The sequence below is a fragment of the Ketobacter sp. genome (assembly GCF_003671495.1).
Taxonomy (GTDB): domain Bacteria; phylum Pseudomonadota; class Gammaproteobacteria; order Pseudomonadales; family Ketobacteraceae; genus Ketobacter.
On record NZ_RCHN01000018.1, the window covers coordinates 70,615 to 91,771 of the forward strand.

At 61.8% G+C, this 21,157-nt stretch carries 15 protein-coding genes; 7 read left to right on the plus strand and 8 right to left on the minus strand.

Annotated features, from left to right (window positions below; translation table 11 throughout):
• The first annotated feature begins 3 nt into the window (after positions 1-3).
• A complete protein-coding gene (locus D9N14_RS09065; protein ID WP_290579052.1) occupies positions 4-804 on the plus strand; it encodes a protein-disulfide reductase DsbD domain-containing protein in 801 nt (266 codons plus the stop codon).
• Positions 801-1,406, plus strand: a complete 606-nt coding sequence (locus D9N14_RS09070; protein ID WP_290579053.1) for a redoxin domain-containing protein — start codon at positions 801-803, stop codon at positions 1,404-1,406. The genes D9N14_RS09065 and D9N14_RS09070 overlap by 4 nt, the downstream gene beginning before the upstream one ends.
• Before the next feature lie 8 nt (positions 1,407-1,414).
• On the opposite strand, the gene D9N14_RS09075 is transcribed toward D9N14_RS09070, so the two are convergent.
• The 4 genes from D9N14_RS09075 to znuC are packed head-to-tail and all read right to left on the minus strand — an operon-like array spanning position 1,415 to position 5,217.
• Positions 1,415-2,107, minus strand: a complete 693-nt coding sequence (locus tag D9N14_RS09075) for an outer membrane beta-barrel protein (RefSeq protein WP_290579054.1) — start codon at positions 2,105-2,107, stop codon at positions 1,415-1,417.
• Positions 2,104-3,612 carry an FMN-binding glutamate synthase family protein gene (locus tag D9N14_RS09080; RefSeq protein WP_317622599.1) on the minus strand — a complete coding sequence of 503 codons (1,509 nt, stop codon included), beginning with the start codon at positions 3,610-3,612 and terminating at the stop codon, positions 2,104-2,106. The genes D9N14_RS09075 and D9N14_RS09080 overlap by 4 nt, the downstream gene beginning before the upstream one ends.
• A 2-nt stretch (positions 3,613-3,614) precedes the next feature.
• Positions 3,615-4,406, minus strand: coding sequence for a metal ABC transporter permease (locus tag D9N14_RS09085; protein ID WP_290579055.1), 792 nt, complete (start codon positions 4,404-4,406; stop codon positions 3,615-3,617).
• On the minus strand, positions 4,399-5,217 hold the full coding sequence (znuC, locus tag D9N14_RS09090) for a zinc ABC transporter ATP-binding protein ZnuC (RefSeq protein WP_290579056.1): 819 nt from the start codon (positions 5,215-5,217) through the stop codon (positions 4,399-4,401). Before znuC ends, D9N14_RS09085 begins: the two co-directional genes overlap by 8 nt.
• Positions 5,218-5,412: 195 nt before the next feature.
• On the opposite strand from znuC, the gene D9N14_RS09095 reads away from it, so the two are divergent.
• Together D9N14_RS09095 and D9N14_RS09100 are read left to right on the plus strand one after the other, a co-directional pair.
• The gene (locus tag D9N14_RS09095; RefSeq protein WP_290579057.1) at positions 5,413-7,968 is read left to right on the plus strand and encodes an ExeM/NucH family extracellular endonuclease; all 2,556 of its coding nucleotides are present in this window, start codon (positions 5,413-5,415) and stop codon (positions 7,966-7,968) included.
• 69 nt (positions 7,969-8,037) lie between these two features.
• Entirely contained in the window at positions 8,038-9,018 is a 981-nt protein-coding gene (locus D9N14_RS09100; protein ID WP_290579058.1) for a metal ABC transporter solute-binding protein, Zn/Mn family, read from the plus strand.
• Here D9N14_RS09100 and D9N14_RS09105 read toward each other — a convergent pair.
• A complete protein-coding gene (locus D9N14_RS09105; RefSeq protein WP_290579059.1) occupies positions 8,982-12,149 on the minus strand; it encodes an efflux RND transporter permease subunit in 3,168 nt (1,055 codons plus the stop codon). The genes D9N14_RS09100 and D9N14_RS09105 overlap by 37 nt on opposite strands.
• A 77-nt stretch (positions 12,150-12,226) precedes the next feature.
• Positions 12,227-13,456 carry an efflux RND transporter periplasmic adaptor subunit gene (locus D9N14_RS09110; RefSeq protein ID WP_290579060.1) on the minus strand — a complete coding sequence of 410 codons (1,230 nt, stop codon included), beginning with the start codon at positions 13,454-13,456 and terminating at the stop codon, positions 12,227-12,229.
• Positions 13,457-13,830: 374 nt separating this feature from the next.
• On the opposite strand from D9N14_RS09110, the gene D9N14_RS09115 reads away from it, so the two are divergent.
• Positions 13,831-14,769: an AraC family transcriptional regulator gene (locus D9N14_RS09115; protein ID WP_290579061.1), complete on the plus strand. Its 939-nt coding sequence runs from the start codon at positions 13,831-13,833 to the stop codon at positions 14,767-14,769.
• Between the two features lie 83 nt (positions 14,770-14,852).
• Here D9N14_RS09115 and D9N14_RS09120 read toward each other — a convergent pair whose 3' ends face one another.
• Positions 14,853-15,563 (minus strand): helix-turn-helix transcriptional regulator, encoded by a 711-nt coding sequence (locus D9N14_RS09120; protein WP_290579062.1) that lies wholly within the window; start codon positions 15,561-15,563, stop codon positions 14,853-14,855.
• A gap of 17 nt (positions 15,564-15,580) precedes the next feature.
• Positions 15,581-16,171 (minus strand): glutathione S-transferase family protein, encoded by a 591-nt coding sequence (locus D9N14_RS09125; protein ID WP_290579063.1) that lies wholly within the window; start codon positions 16,169-16,171, stop codon positions 15,581-15,583.
• Positions 16,172-16,468: 297 nt separating this feature from the next.
• Between D9N14_RS09125 and D9N14_RS09130 the strand changes: the two genes are divergently transcribed.
• Both D9N14_RS09130 and D9N14_RS09135 read left to right on the plus strand, forming a co-directional pair.
• Positions 16,469-17,164, plus strand: a complete 696-nt coding sequence (locus tag D9N14_RS09130) for a GIN domain-containing protein (RefSeq protein WP_290579064.1) — start codon at positions 16,469-16,471, stop codon at positions 17,162-17,164.
• A gap of 189 nt (positions 17,165-17,353) precedes the next feature.
• A partial coding sequence (locus tag D9N14_RS09135; protein WP_290579065.1) for a DUF6531 domain-containing protein occupies positions 17,354-21,157 on the plus strand: 3,804 nt, incomplete at its 3' end.

Genomic DNA, 21,157 nt, shown 5'->3' on the forward strand with positions numbered 1-21,157 from the left:
CTGTTGAGCCTGCTGCTGACGCTGCTGTGGCCGCTGACGGCCCTGGCGGCGCCGGTGCAGGCCCGGCATGTGGTGGTGGACCTGCTGACCGAGACCAGCACGGTCACCGCCGGTGAGCCCCTCTGGGTGCTGCTGACGTTCGCACCGGAACCGCACTGGCATACCTACTGGAAAAACCCCGGCGATTCCGGGTTGGCCCCCAAGCTGAACTGGCAACTGCCCCCCGGCTGGCAGGCCCGTGAGCCCCTCTTTCCCACCCCGGCGGCCATCCCCTACGGCAAGCAGATCAATTACGGCTACGAAGGTGAGAGCGGGCTGCTGGTGGAATTGGTGCCGCCCCTGGTGATGCAGGAAGAAAACGTCGCACTGACCCTGGATGCCCGCTGGCTGGTGTGCGCCGATGCCTGTGTGCCGGGGCAGGCGGAGTTCAAGCTGGAGCTGCCGGTCACCCGCTTTGCCGCCCCCAACCCCCGCCACAAGTCCCGCTTTGCCCAGGCCCGCTTCAGTTTGCCGTTGAAGTCGGATATCGCCGGTACCTACCGGGTGCAGGGGGAGCAGATAGTGGTGGATCTGCCGGCCCGCACCCTGCCCCGCAGCGTGTCCCGGGTGTTCATTGCCCCGGGCCAGATTGCCGAGGCGGAACTTGCTCCGGATCTGACGTTCAAAGAGGATCGATTGCTGATTCGCCTCAACCGGCACAGCTATTTTTCCAAGGCCCCGCCCCAGATTGAGGTGGTGCTGGAACTGGCCGGCCAGGGTTGGTCAGTGCCCGCCAGGCTGCAACCGCAGGGAGAAAGCCAATGAACCGACTGCTACGAGTGTTACTGGGAATGGTGTGTGTGTTCAGCGTCGGGCTGACTCAGGCCGCCCCCAAACCCGGCGCCATGGCGCCGGACTTTACCGCCACCGACACCCAGGGCAACACCGTGACCCTGTCCAGGTTGCAGGGCCAGTACGTGGTGCTGGAATGGACCAACCACCTGTGCCCCTTTGTGCAGAAACACTATGGCAGTGGCAACATGCAGGCCCTGCAGAAAACCTACACTGACAAGGGCTATCACTGGTATTCCATCGTGTCGTCGGCCCCGGGCAAGCAGGGCAATATTGATGCGGCCAAGGCCAATGAACTCACCACCAGCCGGGGGGCGGCGCCCAGCGGGGTGATCCTCGACCCCAGCGGCGCCATTGGCAAACTCTACGATGCCCGCACCACGCCCCATATGTTCATCATCGACCCCAGCGGCAAGCTGGTGTACATGGGGGGAATCGACAGCATCCCCAGCGCCGACAAAGCGGATCTGGCCGCCGCCACCAACTATGTGAAAGCGGCCTTTACTGAGCTGGAAGCCGGCAAGCCGGTGTCCACGCCGGTGAGCGCGCCGTATGGATGCAGCGTCAAATACTGAGGCAGTGATTACAGCTTTTTGGTGACGGTCATGTAATAGACCTCGCCATCGATGTCGAAATCCCCCAGGGTTTTGCCCATGTCCAGGTCCGCCTGCATATGGCGCACGCTGGCCCCCACCCAGTAATTGTTGGGGAGGCGGAATTCGAACCCGGCCCGGGCATAACCACCGATAGTGAAGTCCGAGTGGTAATCATCCACGTCGATGACAATCGAGCTGCCACTCAAGGGTTGTGGCTCGTCGGGCTGGGCATCGTCGATCTTGGTGGTGGCGAACAGGAACAGCGGGCCGGCACCTACATAGAAGCGCAGTGAATCCATGGGCTTGAAGCTGCCGTACAGGCCCATGAAGGTCTCGATGGCCCAGAAACTGTTGTCCACTTTGATGCGGACCGTCGTACCGCTGCCACCACTGCTGGCGTAAAAGGAGGTGCTGCGGTTGTACCAGGAAAAGAACCCACCCCCTTCCCAACCGTAGCCAATCACATCGTCTTTCCAGATCACCTGGGCCGCCGCCCCCAGATAGGGAATGCTGTCGGGGATCTCCCCTTCGTACACGTCATCGTCGGTGGTGATGGTGACGTTGTTGTCGTTGAGCTTCAGCTCGCCGAACATCACCTGGCCATATAAAGGATCTTTGACCCCGGCGGCAACGCTGAAGGTGGGCACCAGCAGGGCCAGGGCGGTTAATGAACGTCTCATAAGTGCTCCCGTTGATACAGTTGGTCCAGGCTCAGGGAATGACCGTTCTCCATCACCCGGCGGGCGTGGTGGCGGCGTAACAGTCTGGGTTCAGCCACGCCGCAGGAATGCGCGATGACTTCCACCTCGTGTTGCAGGTTGTGATGATAATGGTAAACCCGCACGGATTTGTCGGTGGGGTCCAGCCCTTTCTGCAGGCGCGGATCGTGGGTGGTGACGCCGGTGGGGCAGGTGTTCTTATTGCACTGCAGGGCCTGGATGCAACCCAGGGAGAACATGAAGCCACGGGCGCTCACCACAAAATCCGCCCCCACGCAGATGGCAGTGGCCACGGCACTGGGGGTGATCAGTTTGCCGGAGCAGACCACGCGGATGCGTTCCCGCAGGCCATGGGCCACCAGTTTATCCACCAGGATCGGCAGGGATTCGCGGATCGGCAGGCCCACATCGTCGATCAGGGACATGGGGGCGGCCCCGGTGCCGCCGTCGGCGCTGTCCAGGGTGACAAAGTCCGGCGCGGAATCCAGGCCCCGGCGCCCGATGGCCCCGAACAGCTCGTCCAGCCACTCCGGGCTGCCCAACACGAATTTGATGCCGGTGGGCTTGCCGGTGGTGGTGCGCACCTGGGCCACCATATCCAGCAGGTCGTCGGCGCAGGTGATCTCCGGATGGCGGTTGGGGCTGATGGAAGCCTGGCCCTCGGGGATACCGCGGATGGCGGCGATCTCGGCAGAGACCTTGGCGGCGGGCAGAATGCCGCCCTTGCCCGGCTTGGCCCCCTGGCTCAGTTTGATCTCGAACATGCGCACGTTGTCGTGGCTGGCGATCTGGCGCAGCTTCTCGGGGCTCAGCCTGCCTTCCGCATCCCGCACCCCGTATTTGGCGGTGCCGATCTGGAACACGATGTCGCAGCCGCCCTCCAAATGCCAGGGCGACAAGCCGCCCTCGCCGGTGTTCATCCAGCAGCCGGCCATCTTGGCGCCGCGGGACAGGGCCTGCACTGCCGGCTTGGACAAAGCTCCGTAGCTCATGCCTGAAATGTTGATGATGGAGCGGGCGTTGAAGGGGTGTGGGCAGTCGGGCCCGATCACCAGGGGGGCGGTTTCAGCGGCGTCCTGTTCCAGGGTGGGATAAGCGGTGTTCACAAAGATAATCGAGCCGGGCTTGCTCAAGTCCTTGGTGGAACCGAAGGCCACCGTGCTGTCGATGTTTTTGGCGGCCCGGTACACCCAGGAGCGTTGCGCGCGGTTAAAGGGCAGCTCCTCCCGATCCATGGCGAAGAAATACTGGCGGAAGAATTCGCCGACGTGCTCAAACAGGTAACGAAACCGGCCGATCACCGGATAGTTGCGCCGTATGGCCTGCTGGGTCTGGTTGCGGTCGATGACGTACATCACCAGCACCACCACCGCCAGGGTGCCGACGGTAAAAATAAAGAACGCCGCCATCAGTTCCAGGGCGGTGAACAACAGGCTGCTGATGCCTTCGGGTAACAGACTGCTCATGGTTATGCATCCTTTCTGCGGGCAAAGCTGAAGATAAACAGGAACGCCAGGCTGGCGCACAACACAATGCTGGGGCCGGCGGGGGTGTCTGCCTGCCAGGACAGGGTGAGCCCGCACACCACGGACCCCATTCCCACCAGGCTGGCCACCAGGGCCATCTGTTCCGGGGTGCTGGCCAGCTTGCGGGCGGCGGCAGCGGGAATGATGAGCATGGCAGTGATCAGCAGAGCCCCCACCACTTTCATGCCGATGGCCACCACACTGGCCAGCAGCAGCATGAACAACAGGCGGATGCGGCCCACCGGGATACCCTCGGCCTGGGCCAGTTCCTGATTGATGGCGATGTTCAGCAACGGCGTCCAGATAAAATACAGGGTTATGCCGATCACCACCACCAGTCCCAGCACCCAGGCCAGATCGCCAAAGCCGGTGGCCAGCAGATCACCGAACAGCAATCCCAGCAGATCCAGGCGCACGGTTTCCATCAGGCTCACCAACACCAGCCCCAGGGCCAGGGTGCCGTGGGCCATGATGCCCAGCAGGGTGTCGCTGGCAATAAAACGTTGCCCCTGCAGCACGGTCAGGGCCAGGGCGATGCTGCTGCTCACCGCGATGACACCCAGGGACAGGTGCAGATCGAACAGAAAGCCCAGGGCGATGCCCAGCAGGGCGCTGTGGGCCAGGGTGTCACCGAAATAGGCCATGCGGCTCCACACCACAAAGCAACCCAGGGGGCCGGCAATGGCCGCCAGCGACAACCCCACCAGCAGGGCCGGCAGAATCAGCTCAATCATGGCTGCAGCCTCCGTTTTTGTGGGTGTGCGTGTGGGTGTGCGTGTGTTCTGGATGTGAGGGGTCAGGCGCGTCCGCCACCACATGGCCGTGCAGGTCGTGATGGTGATCGTGGTTGTGGGTATAAACGGCAATGTCCTCCACCGCATTGTTGCTGAACAGGCTCAAGTATTCCGGATGCTGGGAGACGGATTCCGCGCTGCCGGAGCAACACACGTGCTGGTTCAGGCACAGCACCTGATCGGTCTGCGCCATCACAAAATGCAGGTCGTGGGACACCATCAGGATGGCGAAGCCCTGCTCATCCCGCAGCTCCGCCAACAGATGATAGAGCGCCTGCTGACCCTGCAGGTCCACCCCCTGGGCCGGTTCATCCAGCACCAGCAGATCCGGTTTGCGCAGCAGGGCGCGGGCCAGCAACACCCGCTGGAACTCACCGCCGGACAGGCTCTGCACGGCGTTATGGCGCAGGCCCCGGGCCCCCACCCGCCGCAACACTTCATCCAGGGGCGCACGATCCCCCTGGTTGGTCAGGGTCAGAAACCGCTCCACCGACAGGGGCAGGCTGGGGTCCAGTGCCAGCTTTTGCGGCATGTAACCGATGCGCAGCCCCGGCGCCTGCTCACAGCGGCCCCGGGTCGGCTGGTACAGCCCCAGAATGACTTTCAGCAGGCAGGATTTGCCGGCGCCGTTGGGGCCGATGATGGTGAGGATCTCCCGCTGTCGGACATGAAACGAGATTTGATGCAGTACCCGTCGATCTTTGAAATCCAGGCCCACATTGTGTAGTTCAACCAGGGTGTTTGGGGTCATGTAAGGTGGTTCGTGCGTCGTGCGTGCTGATGAATGCCGGTTTTGGTGCTGCCATGCTAAACCGGTTGGCCCGGTTTCACAAATGGGCCCGTTTCCTCCCGGCCCCTAACAAAAAATTCACACAGTTTTCATGCCCTGTTCATGGCCTCCGCAAACACTCGGGGTTCATTCCAACAGCAAAAGCAGGGTGACACCATGGATTTGTTTAAACGCCATTTGACCACGGCGCTGGCCGGGTTATGCGTGGCCGGTAACGGGCTGTGCGCGACGGATCTGATGATATCCGAATACATTGAAGGCTCCAGCAACAATAAAGCGGTGGAGCTGTATAACGGCACGGACCAGGCCATTGATCTGGCGGCCTATGAACTGGCGGTGTACTTCAACGGCTCCGTCAGCGCCGGCCTGACCTTGAACCTGACCGGCAGCGTGGCGCCGGGTGACGTCTATGTGGTGGCCCACAGCAGCGCGGCAGAGGCCATCCTCAACCAGGCGGACTTCACCACCGGGGCCGGCTTGTTCAACGGCGATGACGCAGTGGTGCTGATGAACGGCGGCGTGGTCATCGATTCCCTGGGCCAGGTGGGGTTCGATCCGGGCAGTGAGTGGGGCAGCGGCGACACCAGCACCCAGAACAACACCCTGCGTCGTCTCACCAGTGTGGAGACTGGGGACAGCGATCCCGCCGAAGCCTTTGATCCGGCCCTGCAGTGGGCCGGCTTCCCCAATGACAGCTTCGACGACCTGGGTCAGTACGCGACCGGTGATGGCGGCGGTGAGGAGCCCACAGCGGAGCTCGGCCAGTGCGGCGACAGTGCCACCCTGATTCACCAGATCCAGGGCCCTGGCGCGGCCTCGCCCCTGGACGGCCAGGTGGTGGTGGTGGAAGCGGTGGTCACCGGACTGCGCAACAACGGCTTCTTCCTGCAGGAGGAAACCGCGGACCAGGATGCCGACCCGGCCACCTCCGAAGGCCTGTTTGTGTTTTCCTACGAGACGGTAACCCCGGGGACCACCCTGCGGGTGCTGGGCACCGTGGACGAATACTATGAGCTGACGGAAATCACCAACGTCACCGGCCTGCTGGATTGTGGCGGCAACACCACCCTGGCGCCGGTGACCCTGCCCCTGACGTTTGGCACGGATGCCGCGCTGGAGCCCCTGGAAGGCATGCTGGTGGCGGTGAATGACGCCCTGGTGACCGACATCAACGATCTCTGGCGCTATGGGGAAATCGGTTTGAGCGATACCCTGAAACGGGCGCCCACCGATGTGTATGCCCCGGGCACGGCGGAATACCACGCCCTGGTGCAGGCCAACAGCGAAAACCGCATTTACGTGGAAGACAATACCAGCAGCCAGTACCCGGCCCAGCTCAGTTTCTTCCCGAACTTCAGTTACGCCCAGCCGATCCGGGTCAGTGACCGGGTGAGCACGCAAGGCCCGCTCAACTTCTCCTTCGGCACCTATCGCATCAATCCGCTGGAGCCCATTCAGGTTGTCAGCGAGCGTCCGGCGGCGCCGCAATTGCAGGCCGGTAACCTGACCCTGGCCAGCTTCAACGTGCTCAATTATTTCAACGGTACGGATGACGGCAACGGCGGTGTGACCTTTGATTATCCGGAAAATCGCGGTGCCGAAGATCAGGAAGAGTTCGATCTGCAGCAGGCGCGCATCGTCAACGCCATTCTCACCCTGGACGCAGACGTGATCGGTTTGATGGAAATCGAGAACGACGGCTTTGCCGGAGACAGCGCCATTGCCAGCCTGGTGACTGCGTTGAACGCGCAGCAGGCGGCAGACGATCACTACGCCTTTGTGGCCAGCGCCAATGGATCACCGGTGGGCAGCGATGCCATTGCCGTGGGCCTGTTGTATCGCCCGGCGGTGGTCAAACCCAAAGGCACAGCGCAGACCATCCCCATGCCGATTCAGACCTTGGCAGACGGCTCCCTGGTGCAGATGCGTACCGCATTGCTGCAGACCTTCCGCCATCGTCACAGCCATGAATCCTTCGCCGTGGTGGTGAATCACTTCAAATCCAAGGGTTCCGGCTGCTGGGAAGACGCCAATCTGACGGACCTGGTGACCACCGCCCAGAGCAGCTGTAATGCCCTGCGGGTGTCGGCTGCGGTGACCCTGGCCCAGGCGCTGGCCGCTGCGGATCTGCCGGAGCGGGTGATGATCATGGGGGATCTCAATGCCTACAGCGCCGAAGACCCCATCGCCGTGCTCACCGGTTATGATCCGCAGCAGCGCGGCTACTCCATCATGACTGCGGTGAACACGGCGGCGGACAACGGTGCCTCCGTGGCGGCCCCCACCTTCGATTATCGCAACGTGGCGGCCAGCCATGACGCAGACGGCTTCTCCTACTGGTTCTACCAGACCGGCGAAGTGGGCAGCCTGGATCACATTCTGGTGAACGAGGCCTTCCACGGTGACATTGTGGATGCCACCCACTGGCACATCAACGCGGTGGAAGCCTATCAACTGCAGTACGACCAGGCGCTGACCTATTATCCCGATGCCCAGGGCTATGCCTTCACCGATGTGGGCCCTTACCGCAGCTCCGACCATGATCCGTTCCTGGTGTCCGTGTTGTTGGAACGCCGTGGCCCCACCCTGGACGGCATTGTGACCATCGCTCGCAACCTGTGGCGCCCGGCGGTGGGCGAGCTGGCACAGTGGGATTTCGATGAGGACGGTCGCATCACCCTGCGGGATCTGCTGGCCTATTTAGGGGTGTAACGCTCGGCGTATAAGCCCGCCAACATGATATACTGCTCGGCCTGTGTTTTTCGTTGCCAGGCCGAGCCCATGTTGTATCGTCTTCCTTCCTGCTTGCGAGCGCCTTCTCGCCGGCTGTTTTCGTTGTCCGCGTTGTTCATTCTGTTCTGCATGCCGTTGTTTCTGGCCCGGCCTGTGTTGGCGCAAACTCCGCCCCTGCAGGTGGTGGTGTCTGTGCGTCCGGTGGCGCTGGTGGTGCAGGAGCTGACCCAGGGCATGCCGGTGCAGGTGAAAACCCTGCTGCCCCAGGGCGCCACGCCCCACGACTACGCCCTCAAACCCAGTGACATCAAGGCCATTGCGGCGGCGGACCTGGTGGTATGGATGGGCCAGGCGGGGGAGCCTTATCTGAAAGGGGCCGTGGCCAAGGCCAAACGTGCCCTGGACTGGAGTGCGCAACCGGGCCTGATCCGCTTGCCGCTGCGCTCCACCCTGCACGAAGGCCACGAGGCACATGATCATCACGGCCACGAGCATGAAGGCCACGACCACGGCGCTGCCGGCTATGACCTGCATTTCTGGATGAGTATGGACAACGCCCTGCTGTTGGCGCAGGCCCTGCAACCGGTGCTGGCGGGCCTGCTGCCGCAGGCCGAGGCCACCCTGGCGCAGAACCAAGCGCAGATGCAACAACGCCTGCAACAGCAACGGCTGCAGACCCGCGGCCTGCTGGCCCAGGCCAAGGGTGCGTTCCTGTTATCCCACGATGCCTATCACTATCTGGAGGAGGATCTGGACACCTTCTCCGACGGCGCCATCACCCTCGATCCGGAAATCAAGCCCGGCATCAAACACCTGATGGCCATCAAGGCGCGGGTGCAGGAACACAACATCGGCTGCGTGCTCACCGATCCCACCGTGTCCAACGCGCTGCTGGATAAAGTGGACCGCACCCCGCCCCTGACCCGGGTGGCCATCGACCCCCTGGCCTGGGATTACCCCGGGGCGCTGTATTCGGAATGGCTGTCCAGTGCTTACGTGAAGGTGGTGGTCTGCGCCACGGCGCCGTAGCCATTGGACCGGCGCTGGGCAAGCCGGCGCAGGGTGACGTAAAACACCGGCGTCAGCAGCAGGCCGAACAGAGTCACGCCGATCATGCCGGTGAACACGGTGACCCCCATGGCGTTGCGCACTTCGCTGCCGGCGCCACTGGCCAGCACCAGCGGCACCACCCCGGCCACAAAGGCCACTGAGGTCATGATGATGGGCCGCAGGCGCAGGCGGCAGGCTTCCAGGGCGGCCTGTACCGGGGTTTTGCCGTCAAATTCCAGCTCCCGGGCGAACTCCACGATCAAAATGGCGTTCTTGCAGGCCAGCCCCATCAACACCACCAGGCCCACCTGCACAAACACATTGCTGTCACCCTGGTTCAGCCAGACCCCAAACAGGGCCGCCAGCAGGCACATGGGCACGATCAGGATCACCGCCAGGGGCAGCACCCAGCTTTCATAGAGCGCAGCCAGCACCAAAAACACCAGCATCAACGCCAGGGGAAACACCACCAGGGCGGCGTGGCTTTGATTGATCTGCTGGAAACTGAGGTCGGTCCACTGAATGCTCATGCCCGGCGGTAATACCGATTGCGCCACTTCCTGCACCCTGGCCAGGGTCTCGCTGGAGGACAGCAGCAGCGGGTCCGATTGCCCGATCAGGTCCGCGGCCGGGTAGCCGTTGTAGCGTATCACCGGGTCGGGACCAAAACTCTGTTCCAGGGTCACCATGGTATTGATGGGCACCATATCGCCCTGGGCATTGCGGGTGTACAGGTGATTCAGATCGCGCTCCTCATCCCGGAACGGCGCATCCGCCTGGGCCATCACCCGATAGGTGCGGCCGAAAATGTTGAAATCGTTGATGTAGAGGGAACCAAAATACAACTGCAGGGTGCCGAACAGGTCGTCCAGTTGCACCCCCTGGGCCTTGGCCTGAAAGCGGTCCACCACCGCATCCAGTTGCGGCACATTGGCCTGATAGGAACTGATGGGAAAGCTGAGGCCCGGGGTCTGGCTCAAGGCCCCTGCCAATTGGTGTGTGGCGTTTTGCAGGGGGCCATAACCCAGGTTGCCCCGATCCTGCAAATACAGGGAATAGCCGGACCCGGCCCCCAGCCCGAAGATCGGTGGTGGCATGAACGTCACTGCAAAACCTTCCTTGATTTCCGCCAGCTTGCCGTTCAGTTCGGCGGCGATGTCCTCGGCGCTGCTATCCCGTTCATCAAAATCATCAAACAACACAAACACCGTGCCCACGTTGGGGGTGTTGGTGCGCTGCAGGGCGTTGAAACCCACAAATGCGGCGGCGTGGGAAACCCCTTCGGTGCCAAGGGCCAGTTCGCTGACCCGGCGGGCCACGGCTTCGGTGCGATCCAGGGAGGCGCCCTCCGGCAGGCGGATGCTGCCCACCAGATAGGTTTTATCCTGGGTGGGAATAAAGCCACCGGGCACCCGGTCGAACATGTACAGGGTGCCGGCCAGCAGCACGCCATACAGCACAAACACCAGCCCGCGGCGTTGCAGGCTGTGGGACACCAGGTTCTGGTAGCCGTCGGAACTGCGTTGAAAGAAGCGGTTGAAGGGGCGGAAGATCCAGCCGAACAGCCATTGGATCAGGCGCGCCAGTCGATCCGGTTCGGCATCGTGGGGGCGCAGCAGGCCGGCCGCCAGGGCCGGTGACAGGGTGAGGGAGTTGATGGCCGAGATCACGGTGGCGATGGCAATGGTCACCGCAAACTGGCGATAGAACTGGCCGGTGATGCCGTCCAGAAACGCCATCGGAATGAACACCGCACACAGCACCAGGCTGATGGCCACGATGGGTCCGCTCACCTCGCCCATGGCCTGGTGCGCGGCCGCCCGGGGGGCCAGTCCCTGCTCGATATTGCGCTCCACGTTCTCCACCACCACGATGGCGTCGTCCACCACGATGCCGATGGCCAGCACCATGCCGAACAGGGTCAGGGTATTGACGGAATAGCCCAGCAACAGCAGCAGGGCGAAGGTGCCGACGATGGACACCGGCACCGCCAGCAGGGGGATCAGCGACGCCCGCCAGGTCTGCAAAAACAGGATCACCACCAGCACCACCAGCACCACCGCCTCCAGCAGGGTCTGGATCACCGCGCGAATCGACGTGCTGACGAACACCGTGGGATCATAGGCCACCTCCCAGTCCAGCCCCTCGGGAAACTGATCCTCCAGCTCCGCCATTTTGGCCCGCACCGCGCGGGACACCTCCAGGGCGTTGGAACCCGGGGCCTGGAAGATGGGCAGGGCCACCGCCTGGCGACCGTTCAGCAGCGCCCGCAGGGTGTCCTGGGATGAGGCCAGCTCGATGCGGGCAATGTCCCGCAGGCGGGTGATCTCACCGTTGGCGCCGCTCTTCAGCACCACATTGCCGAACTGCTCCGCGCTCTCCAACCGCCCCTGGGCATTAATGGAAATCAGGTAGTCGGAACCCTGGGGCATGGGCGCAGCCCCCAGTTGCCCGGCGGAGACCTGAATATTCTGCTCCCCGACGGCGGCGGCGATGTCCCCGGCGGTGATGCCCAGGGCGGCGGCCCGTTGCGGGTCCACCCACAGGCGCATGGCGTAATCCCCGGACCCAAACAGGCCGGCCTCGCCCACTCCGGGCAGGCGCGCCAGTTCATCCTTGATGTGCAGCACGGCGTAGTTGCGGATGTAGGTGGCATCAAAGCGGTCGTCCGGCGACAGCAGGTGCACCGCCATCATCAGGCTGGGGGACTGTTTGCGGGTGGATACCCCCTGCCGGCGCACGTCTTCCGGCAAGCGTGGCAGGGCCTGGGTCACCCGGTTCTGCACCTGCACCTGGGCCTGGTCCGGATCGGTGCCCAGCTCAAAGGTCACGGTGAGCACCAGGGTGCCGTCGCTGCCGGCCACGGATTTCATATAGATCATGTCTTCCACGCCATTGATGGCTTCCTCCAGGGGCGTGGCCACGGTCTCGGCGATGGTCTTGGGATTGGCGCCCGGGTAATTGGCGGTCACCTGCACGCTGGGGGGCACCACCTCCGGATACTCGCTCACCGGTAACAGGGGAATGCTGATCAGCCCCATGACGAATATGATGATGGACAGCACCGAGGCGAAGATGGGTCGGTCCACAAAAAAGCGGGAAAATTGCATATCAGTGCCCCTGGGCGCACGGCGGGTGCGCCGGTGTGGTTGAAACGTCAGATGTCAGTGAAGGGTAAACGCGCGGGTTACATGTGGATCACACCGCGGGGCGCGCTGACGGCCACGCGGGCGTCGTCGGTGTCGGTGATCACCAGTTCCGGTGTCACCAGCACCCCGGCCACCGGGATGCGCTGCAGGCCGTTGACGATGACCCGGTCACCGGCACTCAGGCCCTGCTCGATCACCAGTTTGCCCTGCACCCGATGGCGGGTCTGCACATCGCGGCGGGCCACGGTGTTGTCCGCGCCCACCACATAGACGAAGCGCCGATCCTGATCCGTCATCACCGCCTTCTGATCCACCAGCAAGGCCTGGTGCAGGTGCTCGATGGGGATTTCCACCCGCGCGAACTGGCCCGGTTTGAAGCGGCCGCCGGGGTTGGCCAGGCGGGCCCGGTATTGCAGGGTGCCGGTCTGGCGATTGAGCTGGTTATCCACAAAATCCAGCACCGCCCGGTGCGGGAAACCCGGCTCGCCGGTGAGCCCCACCCGGATCTCGTCTCCGGGGCCAAAAAACGCCTGCTCATCCGGCTGGTTTTGATAGCCCTGCTGCTGGCTCTGATAATAAGTGGCCTGGTCAATCTCAAAATACACAAACACCGGGTCCACCGAGACCAGGGTGGTGAGCAGGGTCTGGTCGGCGGTGGCCAGGTTGCCCTGGGTGATCTGGGCCCGGCTCACCCGGCCGCGGATGGGCGCGGTCACGCGGGTGAACTCCAGGTCCAGCTGGGCACTGTCCAGTTCGGCGCGGGCAGCGGCCAAGCCCGCCTCAGCCCCGGCCTGGGTGGCCAGGCGCTGATCCAGCTCCTCCTGGGAGATAGCGCGTCGCTGGAACAGGCTGCGGGCCCGTTGGGCCTCGGAGCGGGCCAGGCTGAGCACACTTTCCGCCCGCTGCAGGCCCGCCTGGGCCGCCCGTTCCTGAGCCTGGTAGGGCCGTGGGTCGATGACAAACAGCAACTGACCCTGCTCCACCAGCTCGCCTTCCTGAAAGTGAATGGCGTCAATGTAACCGCTCACCCGCGGGCGCAGGGCCACACTCTCGGTGGCGGCCACGTGGCCGGTGAAGGCATCCCACAGGGTGACGCTCTGGGTGCTCAGCTCCGCCACATCCACCGCCGGTGGCGGGGGCGTGGTCATCTCGGTGGCCTCCAGGTTGTTGTTGCAACCGGCCAGGAGGGCGCTCAACAGGGTGATCCCCGCCGCCATCAATACGGCGGGCCGCGGTGTGTTCCAAGGTGAAGCTGGATTCGTGTTCATCGTGATTACCCCTTCCTAATGATTGCGTCCCAATCGTTACTGCTCGGATTCGGTACAGCAGACGATGAACAGAATAGGGCCGAGGGTCGAAAGGGCGGTAGCCGGTTTCTATTCTGTGATTGCCTAATTCTACCTGGGTGTGGAGTTTACGGCTTATAGCCGTAACCTGATTGACACGATCTGTTCTGATCTGGCGAGGAAAAATACCCGAAAACACGGATAATAACGGCTGTCACAAGGTGCGCGAAAACCCGCGCATTGCCGAATCCCGCCTGATTCTTGCCTAATCCTACCTGGAATGTATGCCCCCCACTGGCGGCGCCCAACTCGCGGCGTATACTCGACAGATCAACACAACTTGCAGAGAGACACCCGTGACGACAGCCAGCATGGTGGGTTCACCGCAACACCAGTCCCTGATTCAGGGCATCCTCAAATGGGCCGATGGCCAGGGTATGTCGGAGAGCGCCCTGCCCGGGTTGCAGTTGTACCGGGCGGACGAGCCCACCGCCACCTGCAGTTCCACCGTCTATGATCCCAGCATTGCGTTCCTGATCCAGGGCGGCAAAACCGTGCAGCTGGGGGATCGGGAGATCGTCTACGACGAGCTGACCTACCTCACCACCAGTGTCTCGCTGCCGGTGTTGGGCCATGTGGTGGAGGCGTCTCCGGACCGCCCTTATCTGGCCATGAAACTGGTGTTCAGCCCCCAGGAGATCGCCGATCTGGTGCTGCAGGCTCAACTGGTGGATGTTCCGGAATGCGATGAGGCCTCGATGTGCAATTGCGGTCTGCAGGTGGCCCATCTGGAACCGGACCTGCTGGATGCCCTGGCCCGCCTGCTGGGCCTGCTGGATCGCCCCCAGGACATCGCGGTGCTTGGCCCCCTGTTCCGGCGCGAAGTGCTGTATCGGGTATTGATGGGGGAGCTGGGGCTGCGCATGCGCAAGTTCGCCATGGTGGATCACCAGGCCAGCCGCGTGTCGCGGGTCATCGCCATCCTCAAGGACCGGTTTACGGAACCCTTACGGGTGAAAGAGCTGGCGGATGCGGTGAACATGAGCGAATCGGCCCTGTTCCGCAGTTTCAAGGACGTCACCCGCATGTCACCGCTGCAGTTCCAGAAGCGGCTGCGCCTGTATGAGGCCCGGCGCCTGATGCTGGGTGAAGGACTGGAGGCGGCCACCGCCAGTTTCCGGGTGGGCTACGAAAGCCCTTCCCATTTCAGCCGCGAGTACAGCCGCTTGTTCGGTGCCTCGCCGCGCTCTGATGTGCTGCGGCAACGGGCGGAACAGCTTAAGTCCCTTGGCTAAAGCGGGTGGGCTGAAACAGGTGGGCTGAATCAAGCGGGCGGATGAGCAGGATTAAAAAAAGTGCCTGAGGGGGTTCAGTACCGTTACTGCTGATTCTGTTGCTGATTCTGTTTCTGTAGCTGCTCTTGGTCCTGCCAGCGCTGTTGCAAGCGGAGCACCGGCTCCGCAAAGTGTTGCTCCAGAAACGCCACCTGCAGAATGCGATCGGTGCGAAAGTGGCGAAACGCCTGCCGCAGTTCACACCAACCCACCAACAGCCGGGTGTGCTGAAAATAGGCCACTGCGATGGGCCACAGGGTGCGCTCGCTCACCCGCTGGGCCTGATCCTGATAGCGGATACGAATGCACTTCTGCTGGCGAATCCACTCCCGCACCCGGGCCACGTCGACGCTGTCCGCCGGCGCCGGTTCCTGGGCCGCCACCATCATGGTGAGGTCCGCCAGGATCGGCTGCAAATGCGGGGGGATCACCGCCTCCAGCTTGGCCAGCAGATCCCGTGCACCCCGGGCCAGGGAGGCGTCCCCCTGGGTGGCCAGCCAACGGGCCCCCAGCACCGCCGCTTCCAGCTCCGTTGCCGACAACATCAGCGGCGGCAGGTCATAGCCTTCCTCCAACACATAACCGATGCCCGCCTCACCGCGAATGGGCACCCGTTGCGCCATCAGATCGGCGATGTCCCGATACACTGTGCGCACCGAGGTTTCCAGCTCCGCCGCCAACTGCGCCGCGGTGGCCGGTCGCTTGCGGGAGCGCAAAATCTGAATCAACTGGAACAACCGGTCCGTGGGTCGCATGGGTTCCTCGTTTCCTGTTAGGTTGCTGCGGTCTCCAGCGCCAGCATCCGTTGATACCACGGCGCTGTGTGCCCGCTGACGGCGATGTCGGCGTAACCCAGCTGGGTAATATTGGAGGCCACCGACAGGTCCGCAATGGTGGGGGTGTCCCCGGCCAGAAAGGCGGAATCCGCCAGGGCCTGCTCCAGAATCGCCAGTCGCTCCGGCAGGGCCTGCCGCCCCCGGGCAATAACCTGGGGATCACCCTGATCGCCCAAAAACACCGAGTGCAGCACAATGTCCACCACCGTGGGGGCCAGGCGGCACTGGTTCCAATCCAGCCACTGATCCACCCGGGCCCGTTGCCGGGCAGGCCGCGGATACCAGGCATCCAGATTATGTTGCTCGCACAGGTAGCGCAAGATGGCATTGGATTCCCACAGGCGGAAATCCCCCTGCTCCAGCACCGGCACCTGATGGTTGGGATTGCGGGCCAGAAACGCCGGGGCGGCGTGCTCCCCCTCATCCATGGCCACGTGTTGAAGTTGATAGGGAATCCCCGCCAGCTCCATAAGGGACACCACCCGGCGGGCGTGTTGGGAATGCGGGAAATGATAAAGCGTGTACATGGTGTGAGCTCCTGATCGATGTGTATTGACCAGAACAGACTACCAGGGGGCTGCTGACAGCCTGCTGTCAGGGGTGTTCGTCTGTTAACACCCCCTCTGTTAACGCCCACAGTGTCTTTATTACCAGGCTCACTGGAATCACTGCGTAAGGACTCTGTACCGTCATGGGCGATGACTCTTCTCCGAGTGTAAATTTGTGTAGAAGCTGTCTGCATAGATTCGTCATAGGGCAGGTTAATGTATATACGCACCAAGAATTGCTTTCAAATCGTTCTTAGTCTGTGCTTGGTTCTTTGCATGGTAAACGCTCAAGCTGATCAGGTTGAAGGTAATGGCATATTGCAGGGATTCGACGTTTCTATTGCCTCATTTCATACGCTCGTTGTTGACGGACCATTCCATTTGAGTCTGTCGAACAGAACCTCCGCAGGATGTAATAACATTCAGCTCGCTTCGGATGAAAATTTGGTGAAGTCCGTGTTAGTAAAGCAGGAGGGTGGTGTCGTGACTTTGTCCACTAAGCAGCCGGTATTGCCGAGTGCAAGAATAAGTGTATCGCTCGATTGCAATAATTTGCGAGTCATTGAAATCTCAAATTATGCAAGTGGTCATGTTCATGCAACTAAAGGCACATCGCTGAACGTTGTTTGTGAGAATGCATACTTTGCTGTCTCTGGTCATCCTAACAAGGTAACGGCAAGGCTGGTGAATAGTGGGGTAATTAGCTTGCTGTCTGTAGGGGGCATGGATAGAGCTGATTTGCAGGTTATTAATGGTGGCTTTATCTATACATTAGAGCCAGCTGAGCATGTTGAATTTTCTGCATCAGGTGTTGGTGAAATCCATATTTATCGACCAGGGTATAAAAAGAATACGTACAAGAGAATTCAGCCTGGCATTTACGAGCGCGCAATAGGGTTTGACGATATTGCATCAAATTCCAACCGTATGAAATTCAGAGATTGGGGTAGAGCAAGGGAGAGGATGCGCTAAACTCGGCCTCATTCGCTCTGTCGGTGTGCACATAGCATTGACCTGGAAGCAGCAGGCATATTTGTAAAGAAATAATACAAAATGGCTTGCCCCGTTTAACTCCCCACTGTTATCACCCCCTCTGTTAACGCCCACAGTGTCTTTATTACCAGGCTCACTGGAATCACTGCGTAAGGACTCTGTACCGTCATGGGCGACGACTCATCCAAACCCTCCCAATCGGCCGCCACCCAGGCACCCACAACACAGGCCCGCACGCCCTCGTGCCGCACCGCCGATCACTGGATTGATCTGCAGTACGTCTATGACGACCTGTACAGCACCCCCGTGTCGGACATGCCCTTCGAGGTCACCTGCAAGCGGGACGAGTCCATCAAAGTGCGCGGTACCACCGATGCCGAGGGCAAAGCCCATGTGGAAGGCCTGATTCCTGGCCCCGTCGACATCGACTTCAACCCGGATTCCGACGCCGCCGACCGCCAGCAGGCCCAGCAGATCCGCCAGGAAATGAAGCAGACCCTGGACAGCGTCATCGCCGGCATCCAGCAGGATGCGGTGTACAAAGAGCAGGCCTGGCAGGACACCCCCGACGTCATGAAGGGCGTGATCTACGCCGGGGCCGCCGCCCAGGGCGTGTGGGATGGCGCCACCGAGTTCGTGGATTTCATCGGTGAGGCCGCCGCCATTCTGGCCAAGATGGGCATGGCCTATGCCGACGTGTGGGGGTGCATCGTCAGCGGCGACATCAAAGCCCTGGAAATGAAACTGGAACAGGCCCGGGAAAACGGCGCCGAAATGGCCGACAGCGCCGTGGAAACCTTCGAAAACCTGTTCCTGCTGCTTTCGGACGAAGAAGTGCGGGACATGCTCTATGACTTCCCCGAGCGCTACTGGGATGCCCACCACAGCGTGGATCAGGTGTACATGGCCGGGTCTGCGGGTAGCGACCTGGTGGTGGGGATCGTACTGGGGGCCCTCACCGGGGGGGCCGGCGCCGCCGCCATGGGGGCCAAGGCCCTGGCCAAAGGCGGCAAAGCCGTGCAAAAGGTCATGGAGCTGATGGAAAAACTGGTACCCATCCTAAAACGGGTGAAAGGCAAACTCAGCTTTAACGGCACCACCAAAAGCCCCAAAAAAGCCACCCTGCCGTCCGAGCGCTCCAACAACCCCCTTTCCAGCAAACACAGCGGCAACAGCAACCAAACCGGCAAAAACCCCAACGGCGACGCCTGCCCCGCCAACGCCAACACCTGTGTTGCCGGCGAACCCATCAGCATGGTCACCGGCGAGGAACTGCTGGAACAGGAAGACTTCACCCTGCCCGGCGTCATCCCCCTCACCTGGAAGCGCCTGTACCGCACCAGCAACCCCCGCAACCGGGGCCTGGGCCATGGCTGGACCTTCCCCACCTGCGAAACCCTGCAGATCGGCAACGACGCCATCCTCTACAACGATGCCGAAGGCCGCCAGATCACCCTGCCCATACCCGAGATCGGCCAGTTCACCAGCAACAGCGCCGAAGGCCTGTTCCTGCACCGGGACTGGCACTCCGTGTTCTACCTCAAACAACCGGGCCAGCCGGACAAGCTCTTCATCGGTAAGGACACGTTAAAACTCGCCGCCCTCATCGACACCGTGGGCAACCGCTGGGACTGCTTCTATAACGAGGCCAACCAACAGATCGAACGCATGGAAGCCAGCTGGGGCACTGTGCTGGAATTCCACAACAGCGACAAAGGCCTGATCCAATCCGTCCGTGAACTCACGGCGGAAGGTCACAAAACATTAGTCCGCTACCACTACAGCCCCGAACAAGACCTGATCGCCGTGGAAGACGCCGGTGGCGACGCCGAACGCTTCGCCTACCAGAACCACATCATCACCCAACGCACCCTGCGCACCGGCTTCAGCTTCTATTTCCAGTGGGATCAGCTAAACCCCCAAGCCCGCTGCCTGCGCCAATGGGGCGATGCTACGGGCCCCAGCTCTTCAAACGAGCAAGCCCCCACATATGATTACCGCTTTGAGTGGAACCCAAAAAAACGCATCAGCCGCAGCATCGATTCCAACGGCGGCATCACCGAGGTGGAATACAACCGCCGTGGCCAGGTCATCCGCGAAACCGACCCCATGGGCCACAGCACCCACTACGAGTACGACCGCAACGGCCGCAAAATCAAAACCATCGACGCCCTGGGCTTTGAACACCGCTTTTTTTACGACGACGTGGGCAACCTCACCGGCCAACTGGACAGCGCCGGTGGCGGCTTCACCCTGCTGTATGACCAGGAACACCGGCCCATCTGTTTTACCGATGCCGAGGGCAACAGCTGGGCGCGGGAATACAACGACAGCGGCCTGGTTCAGAAGACCATCGATGCCGAAGGCAATGAAACCCAATACTTCTACAACGAACTGGGCCTGCCGGAACTCATCATTGATGCAGCCGGACAAAAACAAATCCTCGCCTGGAGCCCCACCGGCCAACTGCTCACCCGCGCCTTGCAAGGCAAGACTGGCGAAGTCGAACCCACACACTACCAATACGACGCCCAAGGCCACGTGGCTCAGGTACAACAGGGCCAGCAAACCACCCGCTACCAGCACAATGCCAAGGGCGATGTCACCGCCATCCACTACCCCGATGGCAGCCGCGCCCAACTGGCCTACAACGCCAACCGCCAGCTCACCGCCTACACCGATCCACTGGGCCGTAAAACACGCTTTGAATACGACGGCCTGGCCCAGGTCACCCGCCGCATCGACCCCGCCGGCAACAGCCTGCACTACCACTACGACCGCGAACGCAACCTGATCGGGCTCACCAACGAAAACGGCGAACACTACCAACTGAAATACGACGCCAACGAGCGCCTGATAGAAGAAGTCGGCTTTGACGGCCGCGTGCAGCAATACGAATACAACCCGCTGGGGCAGCTTACTGCTCATATTGAGGGGGAGCTCACCACACGCTTCGAACGCGACCCCATGGGTCGCCTGCTGCACAAACACACCCCGGATGGCTGCGACACCGTCTTTGGTTACGACAAGAATGGCCGCCTGGCCAGCGCCAGCAACAGCCAACGTACGCTTTCGTTTGGATATACCCCCAATGGCCAACTGCAAACCGAAACCCAGGATCAAGCCACCATCGAACACCGCTACGATCCGTTAGGCAACCGCATCGGCAGCTTGCTGCCCGGCGGCCAACAACTGGCCTATGAATACGACCCCTTCGGGCAATTCACTGCCCTGGATTACAACGGCCACCGCCTTACCCAACTGCAACGCAACCGCCAGGGGCAGGAAACCGTCCGCACCCTGGGCAACCTCTACGCCGGATTCGACTACGATCCTGCGGGAAGGCTCACGCGCCATTGGGTTCAGGGCCAGGAAAGCCGCCAGGCCATCATTGACCGCCAATACCAATACGACGGCGCCGGCCGCCTAAGCCAAATCGACGACCTGCGCAAAGGCCAGATCCGCTACCACTACGACGCGCTGGACCGCCTGCAAGCCGTGGAAGGCTACGCCCAGGAACAATTCGACTTTGATCCGGCGGGCAATATCCTGAGCCCCCACAGCGGGCAGGGCGGTGAGCAAACCAAAAACTCTTATCAAGCCCAAGGCAACCGCCTCGCCTTCCACGGCGACCGCCATTTCACCTACGATGCCCGCGGCAACCTCATCGAAGAACGCCGCGGCACCGGTGGCGCTTTGCAAACCCGCTACCACTACAACAGCCAGAACCAGCTCATCAAAGTGGAAAAGAGCGGCCAAACCGTCTCCTACGCCTACGACCCACTGGGCCGCCGCATCCGCAAACAGGACGAATTCGGCGAAACCACCTTCCTGTGGAACGGCGATGTTCTGCTCAGTGAGCAGCGCAACCGCATCGACAAGCTCTACCTGTACGAACCCAACAGCTTCAAGCCCCTGGCCTTTATCGAAAACAACCAGTGCTACTTCTACCACCTGGACCACCTGGGCACC